A 23,599-nucleotide genomic window follows, 5' to 3' on the forward strand; every position below is an offset into this window, starting at 1 on the left:
GCTCAGAGCGGCGTCACGGCCCGCGAGGAACGAACGCCCGCACACACTTGCGACGTCGCCCCGGACCCCAACGGTGGCGCGGCTACGGGCCGTTCGAATCACCCGGAGGTGTCGATGCCCCCCTTCGAGGGATTGCGCCCCGTCCCCGGGGAAGCGCCGAAGGCCGCCTCCCCGGGGACGGGAAGACGGCCTCCGTGCGGTGATCGCGGTCGGCGTTACGGGACAGGTACGGGAAGCGGCGCGGTGCCGAGGATCGGGACGCTCCAGCGCTGCGCGGCGGAACCGGTGCAGTCCCAGAGCCAGAGCTGCCGACCGGGCGTGGTGTCGGCGTAGCCGAGGTCGAGGCAGCGGCCCGAGACGGGGTTGTGGATGGTTCCGTCGGCGCGGGGGAGGAACCTCTGGCTCGGCGCGCTGCCGTCACACGCGCGGAGCTCGACGGGCGTGGTGTTGGCGGTACCGGCTGCGGTGGCGTTGAGGCATGCTCCGTTCGTCCGGATGGTGCCGTCGTCGCGGATCTGGAACTTCTGGGCGTCGGTGCCGTTGCAGGCGGCGATCTGGATCCGGTTGCCGTCGTCGGGGCTGTTCCCGTTGTTGTCGACGCAGTTGCCGGCGGCCGCGGTCAGTCTGATGGGGCCGGCTGCTTCCGCGGCGGTCACGGAGGCGGCATAGGGGTAGACGGCCGGATTGCTGACGCCGCCGACGAGGCCGGAGGCGGCGTCGCCCTCCTCGTACCGGCCCAGGGTGAGGGGGCCGGCGGGGGCCGGGCCCGTGGAAGCGTTGTGGTGACCGGTTCCCGCGAGGGTGCCGTTGACGTACAGGCGCATCTGGCCCGTGGTGTGGTCGTAGACGGCCGTGAGCCGGGTCCAGGTCTTGAAGGCTATGGCTGCCGCACTGTTGGTCCGGTTGGTGGTGTCGTAGGGCCACCCGGCAGCCTGGGGATTGGCGAGGCCGAACTCCCACGTCTTGGTCTGGTGGTTGGGGAAGAGCAACAGGGAGGTGTTCCCCTTCGGTCCCTGGTTGAGGACGACGCCTCCCCAGCCCGGTCCTCGTACACAACTGCGGGGGTGCCGAAAGTGATCTCCGCGCATTCGCGGATCTCAGTCGTCTGGGTCCTGGGAAAAACGAGGGCGCGGCAAGTGTTCTACTGACTCCTTCGGGAGGTGCGTATTTTGACGTAAGTACGCGCAGGGTTGGAGAGGCAAGGCGGAGCCTTCCCCTTCCCCTTCGTAGGGTTCTTGATCAGACAGGACATCACGGTGGTTGTGCCGAGATCGGATGTATTGCGCAGGCGATGGAAGCCGGGGACCTAGTGCGAGGGAGCAGTAGCTTGGCGGTCCTCCGTAAGCCATTCGATCACCCGCGATACAGGGACCTCCTCCCGGCTTGTGAGTCGTGTCAACTCGTCATGGCCAGGCTCCGAATCGCTGACCTGTACCCAGGAAATGGGGCGCCGTAGTGGGTAGAGTTCTTAAGCGGTTGGCTGCAGTGCGCTGGGCCGATCTGTCGGACGCAACTGGCCCGGCAGGGGGAATTCCCGCTTTGCTTTCGCGGGCAGCGTGGGCCGATGGGCCAGCCGCATGTGCGGCTGTGGATGAGTTGTCGGATAGGGTCTGTGCGCTCGGTTTCGTGGTGTCTGAGGTCACGCCGGTCACTGTTCCATTCCTTGTGGAACTGGCAGGTCACCCCGAGGCGCAGTGTCGAGTGGAGGTGCTGGAGTTGATCACCTCGATTTACGAGACAACGCAGTGGGCAGATGCTTCGGATGCGGCCGATCCGAGATATCGTTCAGCGTTCGAAGAAAAGGTCGCCTGGGAGGTGGCGGCGAAGGATGCGGTGCTAGCGCACAGGCAAGTCGTCGAGGTTCTTGCGCGGGATGCAGACCGCAGAGTGGCAGCTTCCGCCGGTCGGCTTCTTTCGCTTCTATCGAGCTGCTGACTGTCAAGGCATCGGCTCTGGAAAATTTCATTTCTGAGGTGGCAGCGGCGCGACTCGGCAAGAAATCGAGAAGCATAAATCAAATGGCGCCCAGTGCGGATATGTACCACCTGTGACTTGCTGGCGTGTAGGTAGTTACTTGGCGGCCCCAGCGGATTCGTTTCCGTTGGGGCCGTTGGTAGTTGTCGAAACAGCGGTTGGTGCACGGTAAGTCGGCCCGCGTATGCCCGCTACGTGCTCGCAGACGCCACCCCGGTCCTCCTCCGTAATTACGGCGAAGTCCTCTCCGGGGAGGGTGCGATATAGCGGGTCTTCCCAGCGCCTTCTAGAGCGGGACTCAGCAGCCCAAAGGTGCCCCGCCGGATTCGGCTCCGGCGGGGCACCTGGGGCGTCTGACGGCAACGGTGACGGCGACGTCAGCGGACGACGTCTGCGGCGGGCGCCGATGTGTGCGTGGCCCAACAGCTCCTTGATCACGACGAGGTCGACGCCTTGTTCCAGGAGCAGGGTCGCGGTGGAGTGCCGAAGGTCGTGGAAGCGGATGCGGCGGAGCCCGGTTCGGTCGAGGACGCTACGGAAACGGCGGGTGAGGTTGGCCGGGTCGAGCGGGCCGCCAGTCGGGGTGGTGAAGACGAGGCCGCTGTCTCTCCAGTCCGGTCCTGCCGTCTCACGCTCCTTGCCCCGCCGTTCCTTGTGCTTCTTGAGGGAGTGGAGGCATTCGGTGGGGAGGGCTATTCGGCGTTCGGATGCTCGGGCGGGCGGCTGAGGTCGCCGACGCGGGTGCGCTGGAGCGAGCGTCGGATACCGGCCGTTCCGCCGTTGAGTTCGAGGCCCTCCCAGTGCAGGCCGGGGAGTTCTCCCTTCCGGAGGCCGGTGCGCAAGGCAAGTTCGTACAGCGCGTGGAGCCGGTCGGCGCGGGCAGCGTCGAGGAACTGGCGGGCCTCGACCGCAGTGAGGGGTCGGATGCGCCTCGGCCGGGATGCGGTGGTCTTGACGCTCCGGGCGACGTTGTGGGGCAGCTCGTCTTCGCGGACGGCGTGTTCCAAGGCTGACTTGAGCACCGAATGCAGTAGATGGCGCCTTCGCCGTTGGCACGGGCCTTCCGCTTCGAGACGGTCATCGGGCGGCCTCTTCCAGGTGGGATTGGATGTAGTCGCTGAGGGCGTGGGCGGGGATGCGTCGGGCTCGGCCGACGGTGAGCGAGGCCAACTGTCGGGCGCGCAGGAGGTTGTAGAGGGCGGAGCGGCCGATCTCGAGGCGAGCCATGGCTTCGGGGACGGTGAGGAGTTCGTCGTCAGGCACAGGCCGTCACCGCCTCGGAGCGGGGCCGGCCGCCGATGAGGGCGGCAAACCGTTCGAGGTCGGGGGTGAGGCCGATGCCGTCGAAGGCCCAGTGGCCGATCACGAGCGTGCCGAATTCGCGCGGAGGCGTGGCGGCGGTACCAGGCCGCGCGGACATGATGGAGCGAATCGAGAGTGATGGAGTAGGTGCGGGTCTTGGTGGAGAGGTGTCCGCGGAAGCCGAGCATGTGCGCCCACGCGCTCAGTGGGTGCTTGAACGGATCGAAGAACGGGAAGAACTCGTCGAGCGACTCGAAGGCCGCGACGCCAACTGAGACGGGCGCCTCAACGTGAAGCGTCCCCGAAAGCTTGTTCGTGGCTTTCGGGGACGCCTCGCGTTGACCGTCAGGGCTGGTACTCGTAGCCGATGGTGAAGCGGGGCGGCAGGCACCATTCTCCGTACTCGATGATTCCTTCCGCGTCCGACCATCGGTGGGCGCCGGCCAGGATCGGGGAGCCGACCGGCAGACCGAGCGCGCTCGCCTCTCGGGCGTCGGCGGGGCGGGCGTGCATGTCGTCTCGGGCGTGGGTGATCGTGCGCCCGGTGGCTTCCAGGACCCGGGCGGACAGTCCGTGGTTACGGCCTGGGGCGGTGTTCAGCAGGTCGGGTACGAGGGCGGCGAACGGGGCCGGGTACCAGGTCACGGCGAACACGGTCCTGGTCTTGCCCCGGCCGGCCAGCCACTCGCGCCGCACCACCTGGTCCCCGGGCTCCAGGTCGAAGATCTCCGCCACGTACAGCGGCGGGGTGATCAGTTCGGCAGCCGTCACCCGGCTCGTCTCCCCCTCGGCCAGGAACGACTTCACCCGCTGGACCCGAGCCAGCCGGTCCCGCGCCGACAAGGTCCAGCGCGGGTCGTCGGCGACGTACGTGCCGCGCGGGGTGGTGCGGATGAAATTCTCCACCTGAAGGGCCTGCAAGGCCCGGGAGACAGTAGCAGCCGCGGCCTGCCACTGGCCGGCGATCTCGCGGTTGGTCGGCAGCTTGGCGCCTGGCTCAAGCTCTCCCGACAGGATGCGCTCCCGGAAGTGATCCGCGATCTTCGTGAACGTCTTGGGACTGGGCATAAGGCGTGCCCCTCCAATGAGTTGACGTGCTGTCAGTGAGAGCACACTAGTGCACTACGAACCGTAGCGGGAGTGCTTCGGCCACTCGAATACTGAACTAGAGCACCGACCTGTCAAGGGGTCGGCCATGTGACGTTCGAGAGGTGGCGATCTACATGACGGAGCCGACCAGGTACTCGACCCCGCCAGTCGAACTCCCCTTGCGCCTGGATCCGGAGCCGAGGCCCGTCGAAGGCTGTGCGGGCTGTGTCGAGCTGGCCAACGTACGTGACCGGGCCCGTGTGGTCGGAGACATGACCACCGTCAGCGACTGCAACGTCTACATGCGACGCCATCCGGAGGGCCACCAGTGACCACGCGTGCCGTCTACCGAATTATCTCCCACACCATCCGCCACGTTCCTGAAGGTGGCGTCACCTACGAAGCGTTCTGCGTCACCGATGGGTGTCAGGCCGAATCCGGCCCTCATGATGAGCAGGAAGCTGGGCAGGACTGGGCACTCCGTCACACCGGGAGCACTGGCCACGACCTCTTCAGACGGATCTTCACTGATCACGCCAAGGTGAGCCGCGCCGAGTAGGGCCCCACCGGCGGCCGTAGCGGGACCCACACCCACAGGCCATCTCACCGGGCCAGCAGCCCAGCCGAACGCTCAACCGACAGCCAGGGCGTTCCACCGAAGCGGGATGCGTCCAAACTTTCTCTACGTCGTCAAGGCGACCCGCTGACGCGGGTCGCGCGCGGCACGGCCGCCCACCCGGCCCGCTCTCGGCTCCGCCACCGCGGGCCGGCCGGCGACCAGGCCGCGCAGAAACAGCACAGCGTTGCGCCGGAAGCGAGGAGAAGCCGGACGCGCCCGCCCGGCGAGCGCCAGGCCGACGGTGAGGCGACGGCGGGGAGTTGGCCGGGGCGGAGGCCCGGAGGTGGGGGCGGTCGGCTCCGTGGGCTTTACCCACCTCCCCAGGTCGGGGCCCGCGTCGGGCAAGGCCGGGGGCCACTCGTTCAAATTCCGGGCAGGATCACGACCTGCCCGAGTTTGCCGGGCCAGCGTAAGGCCCCCTGACCATGCCCGACCCCAACCCGGGCAGGACACCGGCCAAAGCCCACTCCACCGCCCTCACGCGCGCAGCCGTCTGACGGCAATGCCGACGGCAACAGGGGAGCACAGCAGGGCACTTCCACTCACACCCACGGACTGGCCGAATCGCGCTGACCTGCGAAATTGCAGATGAAGCCACCCCAGCGCGCACACGTACTATGTGTTGGCAGGCGCCACGCCAGTCCTGGTCCACAATTGCGGAACATCCACTTCTGGAGGCGGGAAGTGGGTGAATGGGTACGGCGGAGATTCGGGACTTCAGGGAATTGAAGCATCATTGGATCGGGATGGGATCCTGGAGACGATTGTTCGTGCTCCTGGAGATGTTCCCGGACTTCCTCGAGGGTCGCAGATGCTCACTGACGCAATGGAGGCTTGGCGAGGTGCCGGCAGGCAGGTCAATGGGATTCACGGCGTCTGGAACGAGGGTGAGCTGGATTCTAATCTGCAGTCCCTCAATGCTGCAGTGCAGATGGGGCTGCCCCCCCGGCAGGCCGTTTGGCATACGTTTACCGGGAAATTTGCGCGGAGAAACGGCTTCACTCGTGCCACGATTGAGCCTGATTTCGTTGCCGGAAATCCCGGAAACTTTACCGAATTCTTCGTAACATTCTCGTGATCTAGGGGAAAATGGATTCGAGCGACCTTCCGGCAAGGAAGCGGGAAATCGCGTCTAAGCTTCAAGAGTGCTGGATGGCTGAGAGGTCCATAACCTCCGTCCTGCTTCTGGCTGTATCTGAGATAGGTCCAGGCGATGGTCGAGGGGCGACCGCCTTTGGGGTGGTGACGTCAATGCATGATGCGTTCGAAATGTCCTTGGGGGAAGCCAAGGAGATTTCGCAATGGCATGCCATCGGGGGGAATCTCTCGGATGTCGAAATCGAGAACCGAATTATCACCCTGATTCCCCGCGATCATATCTAACCCCGCTTCCCGGGGTGGATGGCTTATTCGACGGCCGGGGGGTGGTGTGTGTGCATTGTGGAATGACTTAAAAGTAGTCAAGATGTATACGACTCCCTGGCTGCGCATCCGCACACAGAACTGGGAGCAACCGAGTTCTCGCAGTTCTGGCTTGGGCGTTGCAAGAGTCCGCAGAAGTAGCAGTCCGCTCTGAGGGAAATGCGAACAGCGGCTCTAGTGGGCGCGTTCGAGCGGTAGATGCAGCAGCCCAAAGAGGCCCCGCCAGATTAATTTCTGGCGGGACTTCTGGGGCGTTCGACGGCAACGATGACGCTGAGGTTGAAAGGGTGGGGTGACAGGGTTGCGGGGGCTCCAGCCCGAGTCCGGTCTCGGCGATGAAGCCGTCGAGGGTCTCGGGTCGGCGCTGGATGCCGCGTAGGCGGTTCTTCACGAGCGGGGTGAGGTCGTCGATCGTGCGGGGTGCGAGGTTGGCCAGGGACTTCGTCAGGTGGGCCCGGACGCCTTCGACGGTGTTGAGGTCACCGCCTCACGCTTCGCCCGCCCCGCAACGGTCAGACCGCCTCCATCCGCGTACCTCATGACGAGGATGTAGCACCGCCAACGCCCCCTGGCACCTCACCCTTTCAACCTCAGATGTAATCGCGGAGTCGCGGTTACCGGGATTGGGAAGCAGGCAGGGCACGGTGCGGGTGTTGTCGAGTTAACGCCTGTACCGATCGGAGCCTGACGGTGGCTCCGGAGTGGGAACGGAACCCCCGGCGCTGGGTGCCGTGATTGTCGGCGGGGTCTCGTAGGGTTCGGGGGTGAATCGAGACAACTCAGGTGAATTCAGGGCCGGTCGTGGTGGCGAGAGTGGCGAGGAGCTGTTGCGGGGGGTGCACGCGCGGCTGTTGCCCGTCGGGTTGATCACCCCCGAGGTCGCCGGGGGGATGCGGTATGCGCGGGTGGTCGCCGACGAACTGGTCTTCGCGTACGCCCTCGACGAGCCCACCAGTGTGCGTTCGCTCACCGACGCGGACGTGGAGCGCGCCGGGGCCGAGGAGGTGGGGCGGGCGGGGCGCGCCAACCTGATGCGGGTGCCCGTCGAGTACGAGGAGATCACCCTGGAGGGGCGGGCCACGCTGCACTCCGTCTTCGGCGACTCGCACTTCGTGGCCTCGAAGGCGCTGTACCTCGGGGAACTCGCGCTGCAGGTCACCGGCGCGTCGCTGCCCTCCGCCGGTGCGCTCGTGGTCGTCCCCACCCGGCACCTGCTGGCCTTCCATCCGATAGCCGACGGCTCGGTGGTGCAGGCCGTCAACGACCTGGCCATGTACGGCCTCGGCGCCTACGAGGACGGGCCCGGGCGCCTGTCGCCGCGCGTGTACTGGTGGCACCGGGGCGGCCTGACCTCGCTGACGGTCGTCGACGAGGAGACGCGGACGCTGTCGCTCAAGCCGCCGCAGGAGCTGGAGGCCCTGATGAAGGGGCTGGTCCGGCTCGACGGCGCCGGCCGGATCCTCGCGGGTCGAGACGCCCCCGATCCGGCCGAACTGACCCGTACGACCATCGAGTCCGTGGCCCGGCTCGCGGAGGATCCGTCGGGGCTGGGTGACGCCTTCGCCTCGGCCCTGGCGCTGGCCCACGTCCGCTGTATCGCCGATCCCGTCGTGTCCGAGCTCGACACGTGGGACGCGTGGGCGACGGCCGTGCGGCTCGGTACCGCGCTGTTCGCCGGCTCCGGGCCGGAGCAGTGGTATCTGGGCGAGGCGAACACACTTCGGCTGCCCGCCACGTCCGCGGCCCCGCCCGCGGACGCCCGCGCCTGGCTCGACGCCGTCTACCTCGCGCTCGCCTGCCGCGCGCACGACCAGGTGGCCCGGCTGTGCGCGGTCCCGCTGGAGACGCTGCGGCAGGACGACGGCGTCGACGCCTACGTCCTGCACTGGATCGACACCCTGCGGACCTACCTCTCCGGTGGCCCCGTCGACGCGGTCGTGGAGAAGCTGCTCGCCGCCATCCGGACGTCCCTGCCCGAGGAGCTCACGCACGCGCCGGACGAGTTCGTGAACCGGATCGACTTCCAGCCGGTCTCCCTCTTCCACCGCTTCTTCACCCGGGAGCACGAGGCCTTCTCCGAGGTGCTGGCCGAGGCGCTCGCCGAACACGGCGGCTACTGGGGCAAGTCCGGGGCGCCGCGCGCCCGGGTGGCGCTCGGTCCGCTCGCCATGGCCTGCCTCGCCCACGACCAGGGCTTCCCGATCGACCCGGAGCGGCTGCCGCATCTGCCCCGGTACCTCGTCGACGGCAAGCGGGTCGAGGGCATCTCCTGACACACCGGCGGCGTGCCGCAGCGCGAGCTGATTGTCTGATTGAGTTAGGTTTGCCCGCGTATGTGGTGCCGATGTTCCCGGAGGGACACTCATGGCGATCGATCTGGACAAGGTGCTCGACAAGGCGTGGGCCGACAAGCCGCTGGCCGACGTGCTCGCCGCTCCCGTGGCCGCCCTGAAGGGCGTCAGCGAGAAGGACGGCGAGCTGCTGCACGAGGCGTTCGGCGTCAGGACCGTCGCCGACTTCGGACAGCTGAAGTACGTACGGTGGGCGCAGGCGCTCGTCGCGCTGAACCAGACGGTCAAGGCGTAGCACCCCTTCCCTCCGGCGGTGCGCGTACTCGGGGTACGCGGCTCCGGCCGGAGAAGGGCGACCGCGAGAAGGGCGACCGCGAGAAGGGCGACCGCGAGAAGGCCGTCCCCCCCGCACCCGCTGACGGGTGGGGAGGACGGCCTTCGCCGGGTACGGGGGCGGCCGGCGGGCTACTCCGCCTCACCCTCCAGGCTGCCCTCGGTCTCCAGGTACACCTGGCGCAGGGCTTCGAGGATCCGGGCGTCCGGCTTCTCCCACATACCGCGGGACTCGGCCTCCAGCAGGCGCTCCGCGATGCCGTGCAGGGCCCACGGGTTGGCCTCCTCCAGGAAGGCGCGGTTCACCGGGTCCAGGACGTACGTCTCGGTGAGCTTGTCGTACATCCAGTCGGCTACCACGCCCGTCGTGGCGTCGTAGCCGAAGAGGTAGTCCACCGTGGCCGCGAGCTCGAAGGCGCCCTTGTAGCCGTGGCGGCGCATCGCCTCGATCCACTTCGGGTTCACCACACGGGCCCGGAAGACGCGCGAGGTCTCCTCGACCAGGGTGCGGGTCCTGACCGTCTCCGGCCGGGTGGAGTCGCCGATGTACGCCTCCGGGGCCGTGCCGCGCAGGGCGCGGACCGTGGCCACCATGCCACCGTGGTACTGGAAGTAGTCGTCCGAGTCCGCGATGTCGTGCTCGCGGGTGTCCGTGTTCTTCGCCGCGACCGTGATCCGCTTGTAGGCCGTCTCCATCTCGTCCCGGGCGGGGCGCCCTTCGAGGCCGCGGCCGTAGGCGTAACCGCCCCACACCGTGTAGACCTCCGCCAGGTCGGCGTCCGTGCGCCAGTCGCGCGAGTCGATCAGCTGCAGGATGCCCGCCCCGTAGGTGCCCGGCCGCGAGCCGAAGATACGGGTCGTCGCGCGGCGCTCGTCACCGTGCAGGGCCAGGTCCGCCTGGGCGTGGGCCCGGACGAAGTTCTGGTCGGCCGGCTCCTCCAGCGACGCGGCGAGCCGCACCGCGTCGTCCAGCAGGCCGATCACGTGCGGGAACGCGTCACGGAAGAAGCCCGAGATGCGCAGCGTCACGTCGATGCGGGGCCGGCCCAGCTCCCCGAGCGGGATCGGCTCCAGCCCGGTCACGCGCCGCGAGGCCTCGTCCCAGACCGGCCGGACGCCGAGCAGCGCCAGGGCCTCGGCCACGTCGTCGCCCGCCGTGCGCATCGCGCTCGTGCCCCACAGCGACAGGCCCACCGAGGCCGGCCACTCGCCGTTGTCGGTGCGGTAGCGCGTCAGCAGGGAGTCGGCCAGGGCCTGGCCCGTCTCCCACGCGAGGCGCGACGGCACGGCCTTGGGGTCCACCGAGTAGAAGTTGCGGCCCGTCGGGAGGACGTTGACCAGGCCGCGCAGCGGGGAACCCGAGGGGCCGGCCGGGACGAACCGGCCGTCCAGGGCCGCGACCACATGGGCGATCTCGTCCGTCGTGCCGGCCAGCCGCGGGACCACCTCGCGGGCCGCGAAGGACAGGACCGCCGCGACGTCGGCCGACTGGTCCGCCGCGACCGAGGCGACGGCGTCCGGCGACCAGTCGGCGTCCTCCATCGCCCGGACCAGGGCGCGGGCCTGCTCCTCGACGTCGTCCGCAGAGGTACGGGTGGCCTTGGACTCGTCGAGGCCGAGGGCCTCGCGCAGCCCGGGCAGGGCCGTCGTACCACCCCAGATCTGGCGGGCGCGCAGGATCGCGAGGACCAGGTTGACCCGGGCCTCGCCCGTCGGGGCACCGCCCAACACGTGCAGACCGTCACGGATCTGGGCGTCCTTGACCTCGCACAGCCAGCCGTCGACGTGCAGCAGGAAGTCGTCGAAGCCGTCGTCGTCCGGACGCTCCTCCAGACCCAGGTCGTGGTCGAGCTTCGCCGCCTGGATCAGGGTCCAGATCTGGGCGCGGATGGCCGGCAGCTTCGCCGGGTCCATCGCGGAGATCTGGGCGTACTCGTCCAGGTGCTGCTCCAGGCGCGCGATGTCGCCGTACGACTCCGCGCGGGCCATCGGCGGCACCAGGTGGTCGACCAGGGTGGCGTGGACGCGACGCTTGGCCTGGGTGCCCTCGCCCGGGTCGTTGACCAGGAACGGGTAGATGAGGGGGAGGTCGCCGAGCGCGGCGTCGGGTGCGCAGGCCGCGGACAGGCCCGCGTTCTTGCCCGGCAGCCACTCCAGGTTGCCGTGCTTGCCCAGGTGGATCATCGCGTCGGCGCCGAAGCCGCCGTCCTCCGCGCGCGCCTGGATCCAGCGGTACGCGGCCAGGTAGTGGTGCGAGGGCGGCAGATCGGGGTCGTGGTAGATCGCGATCGGGTTCTCGCCGAAGCCGCGCGGCGGCTGGATGAGGATGAGGAGGTTCCCGCGGCGCAGGGCGGCCAGGACGATGTCGCCCTCGGGGTTCGCCGAACGGTCCACGAACATGTTGCCCGGGGCCTCGCCCCAGTGTTCCTCGACGCTGTCCCGCAGCTCGGCCGGCAGCTCCGCGAACCAGCGCTGGTAGTCGGCGGCGGGGATGCGGACGGGGTTGCGGGCCAGCTGCTCCTCGGTGAGCCAGTCCTGGTCGTGGCCGCCGGCCTCGATTAGGGCGCGGATCAGCTCGTCGCCGTCGCCCGAGACCAGACCGGGGATCTCGGTGACCGGGCCGAAGTCGTAGCCCTCGGCGATGAGGGTGCGCAGCAGTTCCACGGCGCTCGCCGGGGTGTCCAGGCCGACCGCGTTGCCGATGCGGGAGTGCTTCGTCGGGTACGCGGACAGGACGAGCGCGACCTTCTTCTCGCGCCGCTCGATGTGGCGCAGACGCGCGTGGCGTACGGCGATGCCCGCGACCCGGGCGGCCCGCTCGGGGTCGGCCACGTAGGCGGGCAGGCCGTCCTCGTCGAGCTCCTTGAAGGAGAACGGGACGGTGATCAGACGGCCGTCGAACTCGGGCACGGCGACCTGCGTCGCGGCGTCGAGCGGGGAGAGGCCCTCGTCGTTCTCCTCCCAGGCGGCGCGGGAGCCGGTCAGGCACAGGGCCTGGAGGATCGGCACGCCGAGCGCGGCGAGCGCGCCCGCGTCCCAGGACTCGTCGTCCCCGCCCGCCGATGCGGTGGCGGGCTTGGTACCGCCGGCCGCGAGGACGGTGGTGACGACCGCGTCCGCGGAACCCAGGGCCGCGACGAGCTCCGGCTCCGGGGTGCGCAGGGAGGACACGTAGAGGGGGACCGGCCGGGCGCCGTGGGCCTCGATGGCCTCGCAGAGCGTGTGCACGAAGCCGGTGTTTCCGCTCATCTGGTGGGCGCGGTAGTAGAGCACGGCGACCTCGGGGCCGTCCGTCCGCTGCGCGGTGCGCTCCAGGGGGCCCCAGGTGGGGGCGGCGGCGGGTGGCTCGAAGCCGTGGCCGGTGAGCAGCACGGTGTCGGAGAGGAACCGGGCCAGCTGCCCGAGGTTGGCCGGGCCGCCGTGCGCGAGGTAGGCGTGCGCTTCGGCCGCGATGCCGATCGGCACCGTGGAGGCCTCCATCAGCTGGGCGTCCGGGGCCTGTTCGCCGGTCAGGACCACGACCGGGCGGGTCTGGTCGGAGGCCAGCAGCAGGTCCAGGCCGTCCTGCCAGGCGCGCAGGCCGCCGAGGAGGCGTACGACGACCAGGTCGGCCCCGTCGAGGAGGCCGGGGAGGTCGTCGAGGGGAAGGCGGGAGGGGTTCGCGAACCGGTACGGGACGGGGGCGTCCGCCGTGTTCGCTGCGCGGGCGCTGAGCAGATCGGTGTCGGACGTCGACAGCAGCAGGATCATGCGGCGGCAGGCCTTCCTCGGGGTTTCCGCGCCCCGGGCAGTGAGGACAGCGGGAGTTCCTGACTCACCCGGCGGTGTGACGCTGCCGGGCTCACAGTGGCGGGACCGCGCCGGATTCGCACCGGGCTTCCTCCCATGTCGCCGTCCTCGGCGACGGCGGACCGTATGGGCCGCCGGAAGGTCATCCTAGGTGGCGTTTGCGGTGGTCGGGAGTGGGGGTGGGTCGGTGCGGCGCCGCTGCGGGGGCTCTGCGGGTGGTTCCGGTGGTCGGGAGTGGGGGTGGGTCGGTGCGGCGCCGCTGCGGGGGCTCTGCGGGTGGTTCCGGCGGTCGGGCCTGTGGGTGTGCTGGTGCGGCGCCGCTGCGGGGGCTCTGCGGGTGGTTCCGGCGGTCGGGCCTGTGGGTGTGCTGGTGCGGCGCCGCTGCGGGGGCTCTGCCCCCGGACCCCCGCGCCTCAAACGCCGGCGGGGCTGGAAGGGTGCGGCGGGGCCGGGAGGTGCCGATGGGCCGGGAAGTGGGCGGCGGGGTCGGGAAGCATCGGCGGGGTTGGAAGGCGGCGGCCGGGCCGGGAAGTGTCGGCGGGGCTGGAAGTGTGGCGCGGGGCCGGAAGGGTGCGGCCGGGCCGGAAGGGGGCGGCCGGGCTGGGAGGGTGCCGGGAGGAGGGTTCGGGTGAGGCTGAGAGCGTGCGGTGGGTGACGGAGGGTGGCGGTGGACACAGTTCCGGGGAAGGGAATCGTGGGTATGCTCGCCGCCATGCCCCAGCCCCCCTCCGCCGTATCGCGGGACGAACCCGTCATACGGGACCGCGGTGACGCCTGCCCCGGCGCGCTCAAGCTGCACGCGGCGGACGACGGCCACCTCGCGCGCGTCCGGATCCCCGGCGGCGCGCTGACCGCCGAGCAGGCCGCGCAGCTCGCGTCCGCCGCCGACCGGTTCGGCGACGGGCACCTCGAACTCACCTCCCGCGGCAACGTGCAGCTGCGCGGCCTCACCGAGGGCTGCGGCACCGGACTCGCCGCCGTGCTGGACGCCGCCGGGCTGCTGCCCGCGCCCGCGCACGAACGCGTACGCAACATCGTGGCCACCCCGACCTCGCAGGACGTACTGCCCCGGGTGCGCGAGCTGGACCGGCTGCTCTGCGCGAACACCCGGGTCACCGCCCTCTCCGGCCGCTTCCTCTTCGCCCTCGACGACGGCCGTGGCGACGTGGCCGCACTGGATCCGGACATCACCGTGCTCGGGCGGCCCGGCGACCGGGCGCTGGTTCGTCTCGGGGCGGCCGCGGCAGCCGTGTCCGTCGCCGACGAGGACGCCCCGCGGGCCGCGCTGCTTGCCGCCGAGTACTTCCTCGACGCCGTGGACGCGGCCGGCACCCGCGCCTGGCGCGTGGCCGAACTGCCCGCCGGACACGCCCTGGACGAAGGGGAGTTCGCGGTCCGGCTGGCCGCCGCCGGTATCGGCGCCGTCCGCGAGGCCGTGGTGGACTGGCCGTACGCCGCACCGCCCCGGCCCTGGGGACGGGGCCCGGGCCCGCGCGGCGACCTGTGCGTCCTGCCCCCGCTGGGCCGGATGACCACCGGCCAGTGGCGGACCCTGACGGAGGTCGCCCGTCACGGCGACGGGCTGCGGATCACCCCCTGGCGTACCGTCGTCCTCCCCGGCGCCCCCCTCCGTGGGCCCGTCGACGGCCCCGCCCTGCTGGAGGACGCCGGTCTGGTCGTCGCCGCGGACAGCCCCTGGCAGTCCGTCACGGCCTGTACGGGACGGCCCGGTTGTGCGAAGTCTCTGGCGGACGTACGTGCCGACGCGCGCGCCCTCGTGGAACGGGCGCGGGGGCCGCTGCCCGTGCACTGGTCCGGCTGCGAGCGCCGGTGCGGCCACCCGCGGGGAACGCAGTGGGTCGACGCGCTCGCCACCGCCGACGGATACCGGCTCTCCGTGCACGGGCGGCCCCTGCCGCACCGGCCGGACCTGGCGGCCGCCCTGACGGCCGCCCGCGAGACCACCTCATCACCCCAGAGTCCGAAGCCGCAGTGAAGAAATGAGCGAGTACACCGTGTTCGAGTACGAGAAGGACGGCGCCGCGATCTACCGCCAGTCCTTTGCCACGATCCGCGCCGAGGCGGATCTCTCCGGGCTGCCCGCCTCGGTCGCCCAGGTCGCGGTGCGCATGATTCACGCGTGCGGGATGACTGACCTCCCCCAGGACCTGGGGTACACCCCCGAGGTGGTGCTGCGCGCCCGCGCCGCGCTGGAGGCGGGCGCGCCGATCCTGTGCGACGTCCAGATGGTCGCCAGCGGGGTCACCCGCAAGCGCCTGCCCGCCGACAACGACGTGATCTGCACCCTCTCCGACCCCGCGGTCCCGGAACTCGCCGCGAGGATGGGCACCACGCGCAGCGCCGCCGCCCTCGAAGTGTGGCGCGACCGAGGCCTGTTGGAGGGCTCCGTGGTCGCGGTCGGCAATGCGCCGACCGCGCTGTTCCGGCTGCTGGAGATGATCGAGGAGGGTGCCCCGCGCCCGGCCGCCGTCATCGGCGTGCCCGTCGGCTTCATCGGCGCCGCCGAGTCCAAGGACGCTCTCGCCGCCCACCCCTGCGGCCTCGACCACCTCGTCGTGCGCGGCCGCCGCGGCGGCAGCGCCATCGCCGCGGCCGCCCTCAACGCCATCGCGAGCGTGGCCGAATGAGCGACGCGCAGCCCAAGGGCCGCCTGTACGGGGTCGGACTCGGCCCCGGCGACCCGAACCTGATGACCCTGCGGGCCGTCGAGGTGATCGGCGAGGCGGACGTCGTCGCCTACCACAGCGCCCGCCACGGCCGGTCCATCGCCCGCTCGATCGCCGCGAAGCACCTGCGCGACACCCACATCGAGGAGCCGCTGGTCTACCCGGTCACCACCGAGACCACCGACCACCCCGGTGGCTACCAGGGCGCGATGGAGGAGTTCTACGAGGCCGCAGCCGCCCGGCTGGCCGCCCACCTGGACGCCGGCCGGACGGTCGCCGTGCTCGCGGAGGGCGACCCGCTCTTCTACAGCTCGTACATGCACATGCACAAGCGGCTGGCCGACCGGTACGCCACCGAGGTCGTCCCCGGCGTCACCTCGGTCAGCGCCGCCGCCGCCCGCCTGGGCACCCCCCTCGTGGAGGGCGAGGAGGTCCTGACCATCCTCCCCGGCACGCTGCCCGAGGAGGAACTGACCGCCCGCCTCGCCGCGACCGACTCGGCGGTCGTGATGAAGCTCGGCCGGACCTTCCCCGCCGTGCGCGGCGCGATGGAGACCAGCGGCCGGCTCGCCGAGGCCCGCTACGTCGAGCGCGCCACGATGGCCGGCGAGCGCACCGGACACCTCGCCGACACCGACCCCGACAGCGTGCCGTACTTCGCCGTCGCCGTGGTGCCCAGCCGGATCGGCAACCCGGGCAGCGTGCCGTCCGGCCCCGGCGAGGTCGTCGTCGTCGGCACCGGCCCGGCCGGCCCGCTGTGGCTCACCCCGCAGACCCGGCGCGCCCTCGCGGACGCCGAGGTGCTGGTCGGATACACGACGTACCTGGACCGGGTGCCCGTCAAGCCGGGCCAGGTCCGGCACGGATCCGACAACAAGGTGGAGTCGGAGCGCGCCGAGTTCGCCCTCGACCTCGCCCGCCGGGGCAAGCGGGTGGCCGTGGTCTCCGGCGGCGACCCGGGAGTCTTCGCCATGGCCACGGCGGTCCTGGAGGTCGCCGGGCAGCCGGAGTACAAGGACGTGCCCGTACGGGTCCTGCCCGGGGTGACCGCGGCCAACGCGGCGGCCGCCGCGGCCGGCGCCCCGCTCGGCCACGACTACGCCACGATCTCGCTGTCCGACCGGCTCAAGCCCTGGGAGGTCATCGCGGAGCGGCTGCGCGCGGCCGCCGCGGCCGACCTGGTGCTCGCCCTCTACAACCCCGGTTCACGCAGCCGGACCTGGCAGGTCGCCCAGGCCCGCGAACTGCTGCTGGAGCTGCGCTCCCCGCAGACCCCGGTGGTCGTCGCCCGCGATGTGGGCGGCCCCGAGCAGTCGGTGCGGATCGTCACGCTCGGCGAACTGGAGCCGTCCGAGGTCGACATGCGCACGATCCTGCTGATCGGCTCCTCGCAGACGCAGATCACCGAGCGGCCCGACGGGTCGCGGATCACGTGGACGCCGCGCCGCTACCCGTGACCGGGTGGCCCGACCGGAAGCCGGACCCGGGGTGCTCACCCCACCCCGGGCCCGGCCTCTTCACGCCCGCTGCCGCAGCCGGTCCAGAACCGCGGCCACCGAATCCGCCTCCGCCACGCCCCGCGGCACCGGCGGGCGGCGTACGACGAGGACCGGGATGCCCGCCTCGCGGGCGGCCGTCAGCTTGGGGGCGGTGGCCGAGCCGCCGCTGTCCTTCGTCACCAGGACGTCGATCCGGTGGCGGGACAGCAGCTCCCGCTCGTCGTCGAGGGTGAACGGGCCGCGGTCCAGGAGGACTTCGAGGCGGGCGGGGACCGGACCCGTCGGCGGGTCCACCGAACGCACCAGGAACCACAGGCCGTCGAGGCCCGCGAAGGTGTGCAGGCCCATCCGGCCCGTGGTCAGGAACACCCGGCCACCGAGGCCCGGAAGCAGGCCGGCGGCCCCGGCCAGGGAGTCCGCGAAGGTCCAGGCGTCGCCGGGGCCGGGCTCCCAGCCGGGACGGCGCAGGGCGAGCAGCGGCACGCCCGAGAGCCGGGACGCCTCCGCCGCGTTGAAGCTCATGCGTTCCGCGAAGGGGTGGGTGGCGTCGACCACGCGGGTGACCCCGTGCGCGGCGATCCAGGCCGCCAGCCCGGCGGGCCCGCCGAAGCCCCCGATCCGGGTCCCGCCCGGCGGCAGCACGGGAGCGGCGACCCGCCCCGCCAGCGAGGTCGTCACCCGGTACGAGGACTCCCGCGCCAGCGCCTCAGCGAGGCGGCGGGCCTCCGTGGTGCCGCCCAGGATCAGGACGTGCTCGCCGCCGCCCGCCGGGCCCGCGGGAGCCGGTTCAGCAGACATGCCGGTCGCGCTCGGGGGAGTACAGGTGGCTGTCGCGGAACTGCTCCGCGCCGAGCGTGCGGCCCACCACGATGACGGCGGTGCGGACCAGGCCCGCCCCCTTCACCCGGGCGGCGATGTCCGCCAGGGTGCCGCGCAGGATCAGCTCGTCGGGCCGGCTGGCCATCGCCACGACCGCCACCGGGCACTCGGCCCCGTAGTGCGGCAGCAACTCGTCGACGACGCGGTCCACATAGCGCGTGGCCAGGTGCAGGACGAGCAGCGCCCCGCTGCGGCCCAGCGTGGCCAGGTCCTCGCCGGGCGGCATGGGCGTGGCCTGCTGGGCGATCCGGGTGAGGATCACGGTCTGGCCGACGGTGGGCACCGTCAGCTCCCGCTTGAGGGCGGCGGCCGCGGCGGCGAAGGCCGGCACGCCCGGGACGACCTCGTAGGGGATGCCGGCCGCGTCCAGCCGCCGCATCTGCTCGGCGACCGCGCTGAAGATCGACGGGTCGCCGGAGTGCAGCCGCGCCACGTCCTGACCCGCCTCGTGGGCCCGTACGCACTCGGCGACGATCTCGTCCAGGTTCAGCTGCGAGGTGTCGACGAGGCGGGCGTCCGCCGGACACTCCGCGAGCAGCTCGCGCGGCACCAGGCTGCCCGCGTACAGGCAGACGGGGGCGGCGGCGAGGGTGCGGGCACCGCGCACCGTGATCAGATCGGCGGCGCCGGGGCCCGCACCGATGAAGTACACGGTCATGTCCGATCCTTCTCCTTCGTTGCCGTCCCGGTCTGCGTCCGGGTCTGTGTCCGGGCCTGTGTTCGGGGCTGGGGCTGCGTCCGCGGCGCGGTCGCCGGCTTCGTCACCGACCACTGGGTGACCGCCATCGCCTGCCGCCAGCCCGTGAAGCCGCCCACCGGCACGGCGTGTGCGACGGCCAGTTTCACCAGGTCGCCGCCGTGGCTGCGGTGGCGCTCGGCGAGGACCGCCTCCGACTCCAGCGTGACCGTGTTGACCACCAGCCGGCCGCCGGGGGCCAGTGCGGCCCACACCGCGTCGAGCAGGCCGGGCGCGGTCAGCCCGCCACCGATGAACACCGCGTCGGGGGCCGGCAGCCCGGCGAGCGCCTCCGGCGCCGCCCCGACGACCACGCGCAGGCCGGGCACGCCGAGCGCCGCCGCGTTACGGGTGATCCGCGCGGCCCGTTCCGGGACGCGCTCCACGGTCACCGCCCGGCACGAGGGGTGCGTACGCATCCACTCGATGCCGATGGAGCCGGAGCCGCCGCCGATGTCCCACAGCAGCTCGCCGGGGGCCGGGGCGAGCGCGCACAGGGTCGCGGCGCGGACGTGGCGCTTGGTGAGCTGACCGTCGTGCTCGTAGGCGGCGTCGGGCAGGCCAGGGGTGGCGCCGAGGCGCGGCCCGGTGTGGGCCGGGTCCCGGCGGCAGTCGACGGCCACCACGTTCAGGGGGTCGCCCGGCGCGTGGTCCCAGCCGTCGGCCGTGCCCTCGTACGCGTCCTCGTGCTCGGAGCCGAGCTGCTCCAGCACCCGCAGCCGGCTCGGGCCGAAGCCGCGCTCGCGGAGCAGAGCGGCGATCTCGCCGGGGGAGGAGGCTCCGGCGCTGAGTACGAGCACCCGGCGTCCGTCGTGCAGCGCGGCCGTGAGCCGGGCCACCGGGCGGCCCACCACGGTGACCACCTCGGTGTCCTCCACCGGCCAGCCGAGGCGGGCGCAGGCGTAGGAGACGGACGAGGGGTGCGGGTGGACCAGCAGGGACCGCGGCCCGAGCTCCTCGGCGAGGGCGCGGCCGATCCCGTAGAACATCGGGTCGCCGCTCGCCAGGACCGCGATCCGGCGCCCGGCGTGCTCGGCCATGAGCTTCGGCACGGCCGGCCGCAGCGGGCTCGGCCACGCCACCCGCTCCCCGGGGCACTCGGCGGCCGGCAGCAGGTCCAGCTGGCGCGGCCCGCCGATCAGCACCTCGGCGGAGGACAGCGACGACCGCGCGGCGGCGGTGAGCCCGGCCCACCCGTCGGCGCCGAGGCCGACGACCGTCACGGGTATGGGGGGCGGTGCGGGGCTCACTGCGCTGTACCTCGGGGCGGGAAGGGGAAAGAGGGCGGACCCGCAGCCTACTGGCCTGCGGCTGCGGTATCCGCGCCCACCCGTGTGACTCCCGAGACACCCCCGGGGTCCACCCTCGGTGACCCACCGGATCGAGGGAGCCGCCATGCCCGGCCGGAAGGCCGTGAACACCCCCGCCCAGAGCGGCCGGACCGCCGTCGTGACCGGAGCCCACCCGGCCCGCGCCGCACCCCCGCCCGCCCCCGCGGCGCTCCCGTCCGCCCCGCGCCGTGCCTACCCCGTGCGCGCCCCCACGAGCAGACTCGGAGCCATGGACGACGACGCTACGGACAACCACCCACACCCCCTCACCTGCGACACCGCCCAGCCGCGGGTGCCCGGGCCGGGGTGGGGCGGGCCCGGCCGGGGTCAGGGGTGTGTGGCGCGCTCGTAGAGGGCGCGGATGCCGTCGCCGAAGTGGACGCTGTACGAGGTCTCCTCGTCGCCGCCCCCGTCACGGCCGCCGATCACCCCGATCAGGGTGTGACCGTCCGTCAGCACCGGGCCGCCGCTCGTCCCGTTGGGTACGCCCGCGCAGTCCAGCCGCAGCTGCGTCGGGCCGGCCGGGCGGGCGGTGGTCCGGCAGTCCAGGGGCTGCTCGGCGGCGTTCGGATATCCCACGAGCCGTGCCGGCGCGGGCAGTTCGGTGCCGAAGGCGATCGTCTTGGCGCCGGTGACGTCCTCCAGCCGCTGGCCGGGGTACCCGGGCCGGCGCAGCCGGAGGAAGGCGACGTCGTGGTCGGGGTCCTGCTGCGCGGTCCAGCGGGGGTCCACGTCGATCCGGGTGGGGACCCAGACGCCGTAGGGTGCGGTGCCGTCCCGGTAGCCGGGGGCGAAGGCGAGGTTGGTGCGGAAGCCACCGCCGTACACGCAGTGGGCGGCGGTGGCGATCAGGTCACCGGCGGGGGAGTGGACCACGACGCCCGAGCAGTGGTGGTCGGGGTCGCCGTCGTTGCCGGGGGAGAAGAGCGCGCCGATCGCCGGCTCGGCGGGGGCGGGCCTCGCCTCCAGCGGATCGGAGGGCTGCCACCCGGCGGAGCGCCAGTCCACCGCACCGTTCCCGGCGAAGACCTGGCCGTCCGTGGGCGGTTCGGGGTCCTCGCGGACGATCCCGTCGAGGACGGCCGAGGCCGTGCGGTCGGCACGCTCGGGGTCCTGCTGGTAGACGCCCCGCTCCGGATCGCCGTCGGCGCGGGTGGTGACGATGCCGCGCAGCTCCCAGGCGACGTACCCGGCTCCCGCGAGGACCAGGGCGCACACGAGGCCGACGCCCACGCGGCCCCGTGCCGTGGTCCGTTCCCGTTCCCGCTCCCGTTCCTGAACCCTGCTGGACATGTGGCCCCTTCCGCCCCGCGTACGCGTCCGACGCTCGGTCCGATAGGGGTTGCCCGGCCGGGTTCCGAGGTCGGGACGTGTCCGTCCCCGCAGTCGATCGTACCGGCGTGCGCATTCCGTGCGACGGTCCTCCTGGCACCGCCCGACCGCCTCCCCGTACGGCTCGGGCCCGGTGTGCTCCGCGCCTCCGCGTCACCGATCGGCTCGGACGGGGAGGGTGGATACGGGGAGGGGTGGATGTGGACGGGCGACCTCGCCGGCCTGGGTGAGGCGCTGACGGAGGCCGGCGACCGGCCCGGCCGGGACATCGACCGGCCGACCTGCGACGTACGTTCCGGCGTCCCGGGGCGGTGACACCCTGCCTGGAAGGCGACGGCACTGACCGGCGGCGCCGGCCCGGTCAGGAGCCGCTGTGGGAGGCCTCCAGGCGGCGGGGGCGGCCGTCCTGGGCGGGGAGGCTCGCCTCGATCTCGTCCAGGGCGCGGCGGGCGGTCGCGATGCGGTCCCGGACGTCGGTGTCGGGGCCGGGGCCGGGGCCGGCCGGAGCCGGCGGCGGCCCCGGCTGCTTGCGTTCGCGGTTGGCCGCGTCCTCGATCTCGCGAGCCTCGTCGAGGGAGTTGAGGACCACCCCGATCAGGACATTGACCAGGACGAACGAGGCGAGCAGCGCGTAGGAGGCGTAGTAGACGATGCTGAGTCGGGAGATCTGCAGGCCCGCCCGGACGGCGTCGGTGAGGCCGTCCAGGGTGGTCAGCAGGAAGAGCGTGAGCATGGCGCGGCCCACGGAGCCGTAGTGCCCGGGGTCGGAGTCGGCGAAGCAGACCCAGCCGATCATGGCGTACACGTACAGCACGAGTCCGCCGACGAACAGGAAACTGGCGGTGCCCGGCAGGCTGCGGCCTACCGCGACCAGCAGGATGCGCAGGTGCGGGAGGAAACGGGCCGTGCGCAGTACCCGGGCCAGCCGCAGCAGCCGCAGCAGAGTGGTGTTCTCGCGGACGAACGGGACGAAGGCGGAGGCGACGACCGCGAGGTCGAAGAGGTTCCACGGATCGCGGAAGAATGCTTTCGGCCGGTCCGCGAAGGCGCCGGCGCGCAGCAGCATCTCCAGGCTGAACAGGGCCAGGCAGCACTGTTCGGCGGTCCGCAGCAGCCGCTGGTACTCGGTGGCCAGCCCGCTGTACGTCTCGACACCCATCAGAGCGGCGTTCAGCAGGATCAGCCAGAAGACGACCGCCCCGAAGGCGGGCGCCTCGGTGGCCACACGACACCGGGCCGCCAGTTTCATCCGACCGCGTCCGGCCTGACTCGGGCGTCCGGCCTGCCTCGGGTCTGTCATCGTGCTCCTCGTACTCTCGCGTGCACCACGGGCGAACGGCGGCCCGTCCTGCCTAACGCCCCACAGCCGATCGGGTTTCACCACCGCGTGCGCCCCCACGCGCCGAGGCGTGCGCCCCCACCGTCCGAGCGCGGGCGGGGACGGACGGGCACACCACCGGTCGTCTCGCCCAAGTGCGTTGTATGAACAGTCGGTTGATCCGGGGGGTGGAACGGCCTTGTGGCGCATATGCTCGGCACGTGCCTTCGTACGCCTGACCATCGGCACGTCCGAACACCCGCACATCCGTGCATTCGCACGCCCGTGCGTCGTACGTCTCACGAACCGTTAGGGGACCGCGCCGTGAGTGTCCGCATTCAACCCTCCTCGCAGGTCGACCGGAGCGCCGAGCTGGGCGAGGGGACCACGATCTGGGATCTGGCGCAGATACGCGAGGAGGCCAGCCTCGGGCGCGGGTGCATCGTCGGCCGGGGCGCGTACGTCGGGCCGGGGGTCCGGATCGGCGACCACGTGAAGCTCCAGAACTACGCACTCGTCTACGAGCCGGCAGAGCTCGGCGACGGCGTGTTCGTCGGCCCGGCCGCCGTCCTCACCAACGACTTCTACCCGCGCGCGGTCGACCCCGACGGCCGGCTCAAGCGCGACGGGGACTGGGAGGCCGCCGGGGTCGTCGTGGCCGAGGGAGCCTCGCTGGGGGCCCGGTCGGTGTGCGTGGCCGGGGTGCGGGTCGGGCGCTGGGCCCTCGTCGCGGCCGGCGCGGTGGTCTCCAAGGACGTTCCCGACTTCGCGCTCGTGGCGGGGGTGCCGGCCCGCCGGATCGGCTGGGTGGGCCGGGCCGGTGTCCGGCTGGTGGAGGTCGAGGGCGAGCCGGGCGCGTGGGAGTGTCCGCGCACCGGGACGCTGCACGACGAGAAGGACGGCACGCTCGTCGAGCGGAACTGACGGAATGTCGGCAATTTAGGCCACAAGCATTTCCTCAAAACCACAATCAATGAACATCCGTGGGCATAGCGTGT

The 23,599-nt window shown here is 71.8% G+C and carries 19 protein-coding genes, 2 pseudogenes and 1 riboswitch; of the genes and pseudogenes, 9 read left to right on the plus strand and 12 right to left on the minus strand.

The genetic code is table 11. The features are described from left to right. Positions 1-215 precede the first annotated feature (215 nt). Positions 216-989, minus strand: a complete 774-nt coding sequence (locus ACIPXC_RS23555) for a ricin-type beta-trefoil lectin domain protein (RefSeq protein ID WP_401621509.1) — start codon at positions 987-989, stop codon at positions 216-218. Positions 990-1,587: 598 nt separating this feature from the next. Between ACIPXC_RS23555 and ACIPXC_RS23560 the strand changes: the two genes are divergently transcribed. Beyond that, positions 1,588-1,935 carry a hypothetical protein gene (locus ACIPXC_RS23560; protein WP_401621512.1) on the plus strand — a complete coding sequence of 116 codons (348 nt, stop codon included), beginning with the start codon at positions 1,588-1,590 and terminating at the stop codon, positions 1,933-1,935. Between the two features lie 441 nt (positions 1,936-2,376). Here ACIPXC_RS23560 and ACIPXC_RS23565 read toward each other — a convergent pair. The 5 genes and pseudogenes from ACIPXC_RS23565 to ACIPXC_RS23585 all read right to left on the minus strand — a co-directional run. Beyond that, positions 2,377-3,005: pseudogene (locus tag ACIPXC_RS23565) on the minus strand (tyrosine-type recombinase/integrase); the annotation flags it as partial. Positions 3,006-3,051: 46 nt separating this feature from the next. After that, positions 3,052-3,237, minus strand: a complete 186-nt coding sequence (locus ACIPXC_RS23570) for a helix-turn-helix domain-containing protein (protein ID WP_401621515.1) — start codon at positions 3,235-3,237, stop codon at positions 3,052-3,054. Continuing rightward, positions 3,230-3,394, minus strand: coding sequence for a hypothetical protein (locus ACIPXC_RS23575; protein WP_401621518.1), 165 nt, complete (start codon positions 3,392-3,394; stop codon positions 3,230-3,232). Before ACIPXC_RS23575 ends, ACIPXC_RS23570 begins: the two co-directional genes overlap by 8 nt. A 13-nt stretch (positions 3,395-3,407) precedes the next feature. Continuing rightward, a pseudogene (locus ACIPXC_RS23580) lies at positions 3,408-3,464 on the minus strand (hypothetical protein); the annotation flags it as partial. A gap of 157 nt (positions 3,465-3,621) precedes the next feature. After that, positions 3,622-4,344, minus strand: a complete 723-nt coding sequence (locus ACIPXC_RS23585; RefSeq protein ID WP_383649489.1) for a GntR family transcriptional regulator — start codon at positions 4,342-4,344, stop codon at positions 3,622-3,624. Between the two features lie 155 nt (positions 4,345-4,499). Between ACIPXC_RS23585 and ACIPXC_RS23590 the strand changes: the two genes are divergently transcribed. The 4 genes from ACIPXC_RS23590 (at position 4,500) to ACIPXC_RS23605 (ending at position 8,992) form a co-directional block, all read left to right on the plus strand. Further along, on the plus strand, positions 4,500-4,697 hold the full coding sequence (locus tag ACIPXC_RS23590) for a hypothetical protein (protein WP_401621522.1): 198 nt from the start codon (positions 4,500-4,502) through the stop codon (positions 4,695-4,697). Between the two features lie 1,098 nt (positions 4,698-5,795). Beyond that, on the plus strand, positions 5,796-6,062 hold the full coding sequence (locus ACIPXC_RS23595; RefSeq protein ID WP_401621525.1) for a hypothetical protein: 267 nt from the start codon (positions 5,796-5,798) through the stop codon (positions 6,060-6,062). Between the two features lie 1,234 nt (positions 6,063-7,296). Then, positions 7,297-8,679: an immunity 49 family protein gene (locus ACIPXC_RS23600; RefSeq protein ID WP_401621528.1), complete on the plus strand. Its 1,383-nt coding sequence runs from the start codon at positions 7,297-7,299 to the stop codon at positions 8,677-8,679. Positions 8,680-8,770: 91 nt separating this feature from the next. Beyond that, positions 8,771-8,992: a hypothetical protein gene (locus ACIPXC_RS23605; RefSeq protein WP_030966080.1), complete on the plus strand. Its 222-nt coding sequence runs from the start codon at positions 8,771-8,773 to the stop codon at positions 8,990-8,992. Between the two features lie 170 nt (positions 8,993-9,162). On the opposite strand, the gene cobN is transcribed toward ACIPXC_RS23605, so the two are convergent. Next, positions 9,163-12,780: a cobaltochelatase subunit CobN gene (cobN, locus tag ACIPXC_RS23610; protein WP_401621531.1), complete on the minus strand. Its 3,618-nt coding sequence runs from the start codon at positions 12,778-12,780 to the stop codon at positions 9,163-9,165. Between the two features lie 53 nt (positions 12,781-12,833). Then, positions 12,834-12,913: riboswitch (cobalamin riboswitch) on the minus strand. A gap of 618 nt (positions 12,914-13,531) precedes the next feature. Between cobN and ACIPXC_RS23615 the strand changes: the two genes are divergently transcribed. Genes ACIPXC_RS23615 through ACIPXC_RS23625 form a run of 3 tightly spaced genes read left to right on the plus strand, consistent with a single transcriptional unit; the run spans position 13,532 to position 16,963 of the window. Beyond that, positions 13,532-14,815, plus strand: coding sequence for a cobalamin biosynthesis protein CobG (locus ACIPXC_RS23615; RefSeq protein ID WP_401621534.1), 1,284 nt, complete (start codon positions 13,532-13,534; stop codon positions 14,813-14,815). A 4-nt stretch (positions 14,816-14,819) separates the two neighbouring features. After that, on the plus strand, positions 14,820-15,467 hold the full coding sequence (locus ACIPXC_RS23620; protein WP_401621537.1) for a precorrin-8X methylmutase: 648 nt from the start codon (positions 14,820-14,822) through the stop codon (positions 15,465-15,467). After that, positions 15,464-16,963 carry a precorrin-2 C(20)-methyltransferase gene (locus ACIPXC_RS23625; protein WP_401621540.1) on the plus strand — a complete coding sequence of 500 codons (1,500 nt, stop codon included), beginning with the start codon at positions 15,464-15,466 and terminating at the stop codon, positions 16,961-16,963. The genes ACIPXC_RS23620 and ACIPXC_RS23625 overlap by 4 nt, the downstream gene beginning before the upstream one ends. A gap of 60 nt (positions 16,964-17,023) precedes the next feature. On the opposite strand, the gene ACIPXC_RS23630 is transcribed toward ACIPXC_RS23625, so the two are convergent. From ACIPXC_RS23630 to ACIPXC_RS23650, 5 genes are all read right to left on the minus strand, one after another. Continuing rightward, on the minus strand, positions 17,024-17,803 hold the full coding sequence (locus ACIPXC_RS23630) for a cobalt-precorrin-6A reductase (RefSeq protein ID WP_401621543.1): 780 nt from the start codon (positions 17,801-17,803) through the stop codon (positions 17,024-17,026). Next, a complete protein-coding gene (cobM, locus tag ACIPXC_RS23635) occupies positions 17,793-18,542 on the minus strand; it encodes a precorrin-4 C(11)-methyltransferase (protein ID WP_401621546.1) in 750 nt (249 codons plus the stop codon). Before cobM ends, ACIPXC_RS23630 begins: the two co-directional genes overlap by 11 nt. Next, the gene (cbiE, locus tag ACIPXC_RS23640; RefSeq protein ID WP_401621549.1) at positions 18,539-19,870 is read right to left on the minus strand and encodes a precorrin-6y C5,15-methyltransferase (decarboxylating) subunit CbiE; all 1,332 of its coding nucleotides are present in this window, start codon (positions 19,868-19,870) and stop codon (positions 18,539-18,541) included. Before cbiE ends, cobM begins: the two co-directional genes overlap by 4 nt. A 408-nt stretch (positions 19,871-20,278) precedes the next feature. After that, positions 20,279-21,244, minus strand: a complete 966-nt coding sequence (locus ACIPXC_RS23645) for a trypsin-like serine peptidase (RefSeq protein WP_401621552.1) — start codon at positions 21,242-21,244, stop codon at positions 20,279-20,281. 400 nt (positions 21,245-21,644) lie between these two features. Continuing rightward, positions 21,645-22,583 (minus strand): ion transporter, encoded by a 939-nt coding sequence (locus ACIPXC_RS23650; RefSeq protein WP_401621555.1) that lies wholly within the window; start codon positions 22,581-22,583, stop codon positions 21,645-21,647. Between the two features lie 342 nt (positions 22,584-22,925). Here ACIPXC_RS23650 and ACIPXC_RS23655 point away from each other — a divergent pair, with 342 nt between their 5' ends. After that, entirely contained in the window at positions 22,926-23,525 is a 600-nt protein-coding gene (locus ACIPXC_RS23655; protein WP_401621558.1) for an acyltransferase, read from the plus strand. The last annotated feature ends 74 nt before the right edge of the window (positions 23,526-23,599 follow it).

This window comes from Streptomyces sp. NPDC090021 (genome assembly GCF_044748225.1).
In the GTDB taxonomy this organism is placed as follows: Bacteria; Actinomycetota; Actinomycetes; order Streptomycetales; family Streptomycetaceae; genus Streptomyces.

Excerpts from the sequence above, each read along its gene's own strand:
- ACIPXC_RS23575 (WP_401621518.1), bottom strand. The coding sequence starts at position 3,394 with ATGTCCGCGCGGCCTGGTACCGCCGCCACGCCTCCGCGCGAATTCGGC.
- ACIPXC_RS23585 (WP_383649489.1), bottom strand. The coding sequence starts at position 4,344 with ATGCCCAGTCCCAAGACGTTCACGAAGATCGCGGATCACTTCCGGGAG.
- ACIPXC_RS23590 (WP_401621522.1), top strand. The coding sequence starts at position 4,500 with ATGACGGAGCCGACCAGGTACTCGACCCCGCCAGTCGAACTCCCCTTG.
- ACIPXC_RS23595 (WP_401621525.1), top strand. The coding sequence starts at position 5,796 with ATGCTCACTGACGCAATGGAGGCTTGGCGAGGTGCCGGCAGGCAGGTC.
- ACIPXC_RS23600 (WP_401621528.1), top strand. The coding sequence starts at position 7,297 with ATGCGGTATGCGCGGGTGGTCGCCGACGAACTGGTCTTCGCGTACGCC.
- ACIPXC_RS23605 (WP_030966080.1), top strand. The coding sequence starts at position 8,771 with ATGGCGATCGATCTGGACAAGGTGCTCGACAAGGCGTGGGCCGACAAG.
- cobN (WP_401621531.1), bottom strand. The coding sequence starts at position 12,780 with ATGATCCTGCTGCTGTCGACGTCCGACACCGATCTGCTCAGCGCCCGC.
- ACIPXC_RS23615 (WP_401621534.1), top strand. The coding sequence starts at position 13,532 with ATGCCCCAGCCCCCCTCCGCCGTATCGCGGGACGAACCCGTCATACGG.
- ACIPXC_RS23620 (WP_401621537.1), top strand. The coding sequence starts at position 14,820 with ATGAGCGAGTACACCGTGTTCGAGTACGAGAAGGACGGCGCCGCGATC.
- ACIPXC_RS23625 (WP_401621540.1), top strand. The coding sequence starts at position 15,464 with ATGAGCGACGCGCAGCCCAAGGGCCGCCTGTACGGGGTCGGACTCGGC.
- ACIPXC_RS23630 (WP_401621543.1), bottom strand. The coding sequence starts at position 17,803 with ATGTCTGCTGAACCGGCTCCCGCGGGCCCGGCGGGCGGCGGCGAGCAC.
- cobM (WP_401621546.1), bottom strand. The coding sequence starts at position 18,542 with ATGACCGTGTACTTCATCGGTGCGGGCCCCGGCGCCGCCGATCTGATC.
- ACIPXC_RS23645 (WP_401621552.1), bottom strand. The coding sequence starts at position 21,244 with ATGTCCAGCAGGGTTCAGGAACGGGAGCGGGAACGGGAACGGACCACG.
- ACIPXC_RS23650 (WP_401621555.1), bottom strand. The coding sequence starts at position 22,583 with ATGACAGACCCGAGGCAGGCCGGACGCCCGAGTCAGGCCGGACGCGGT.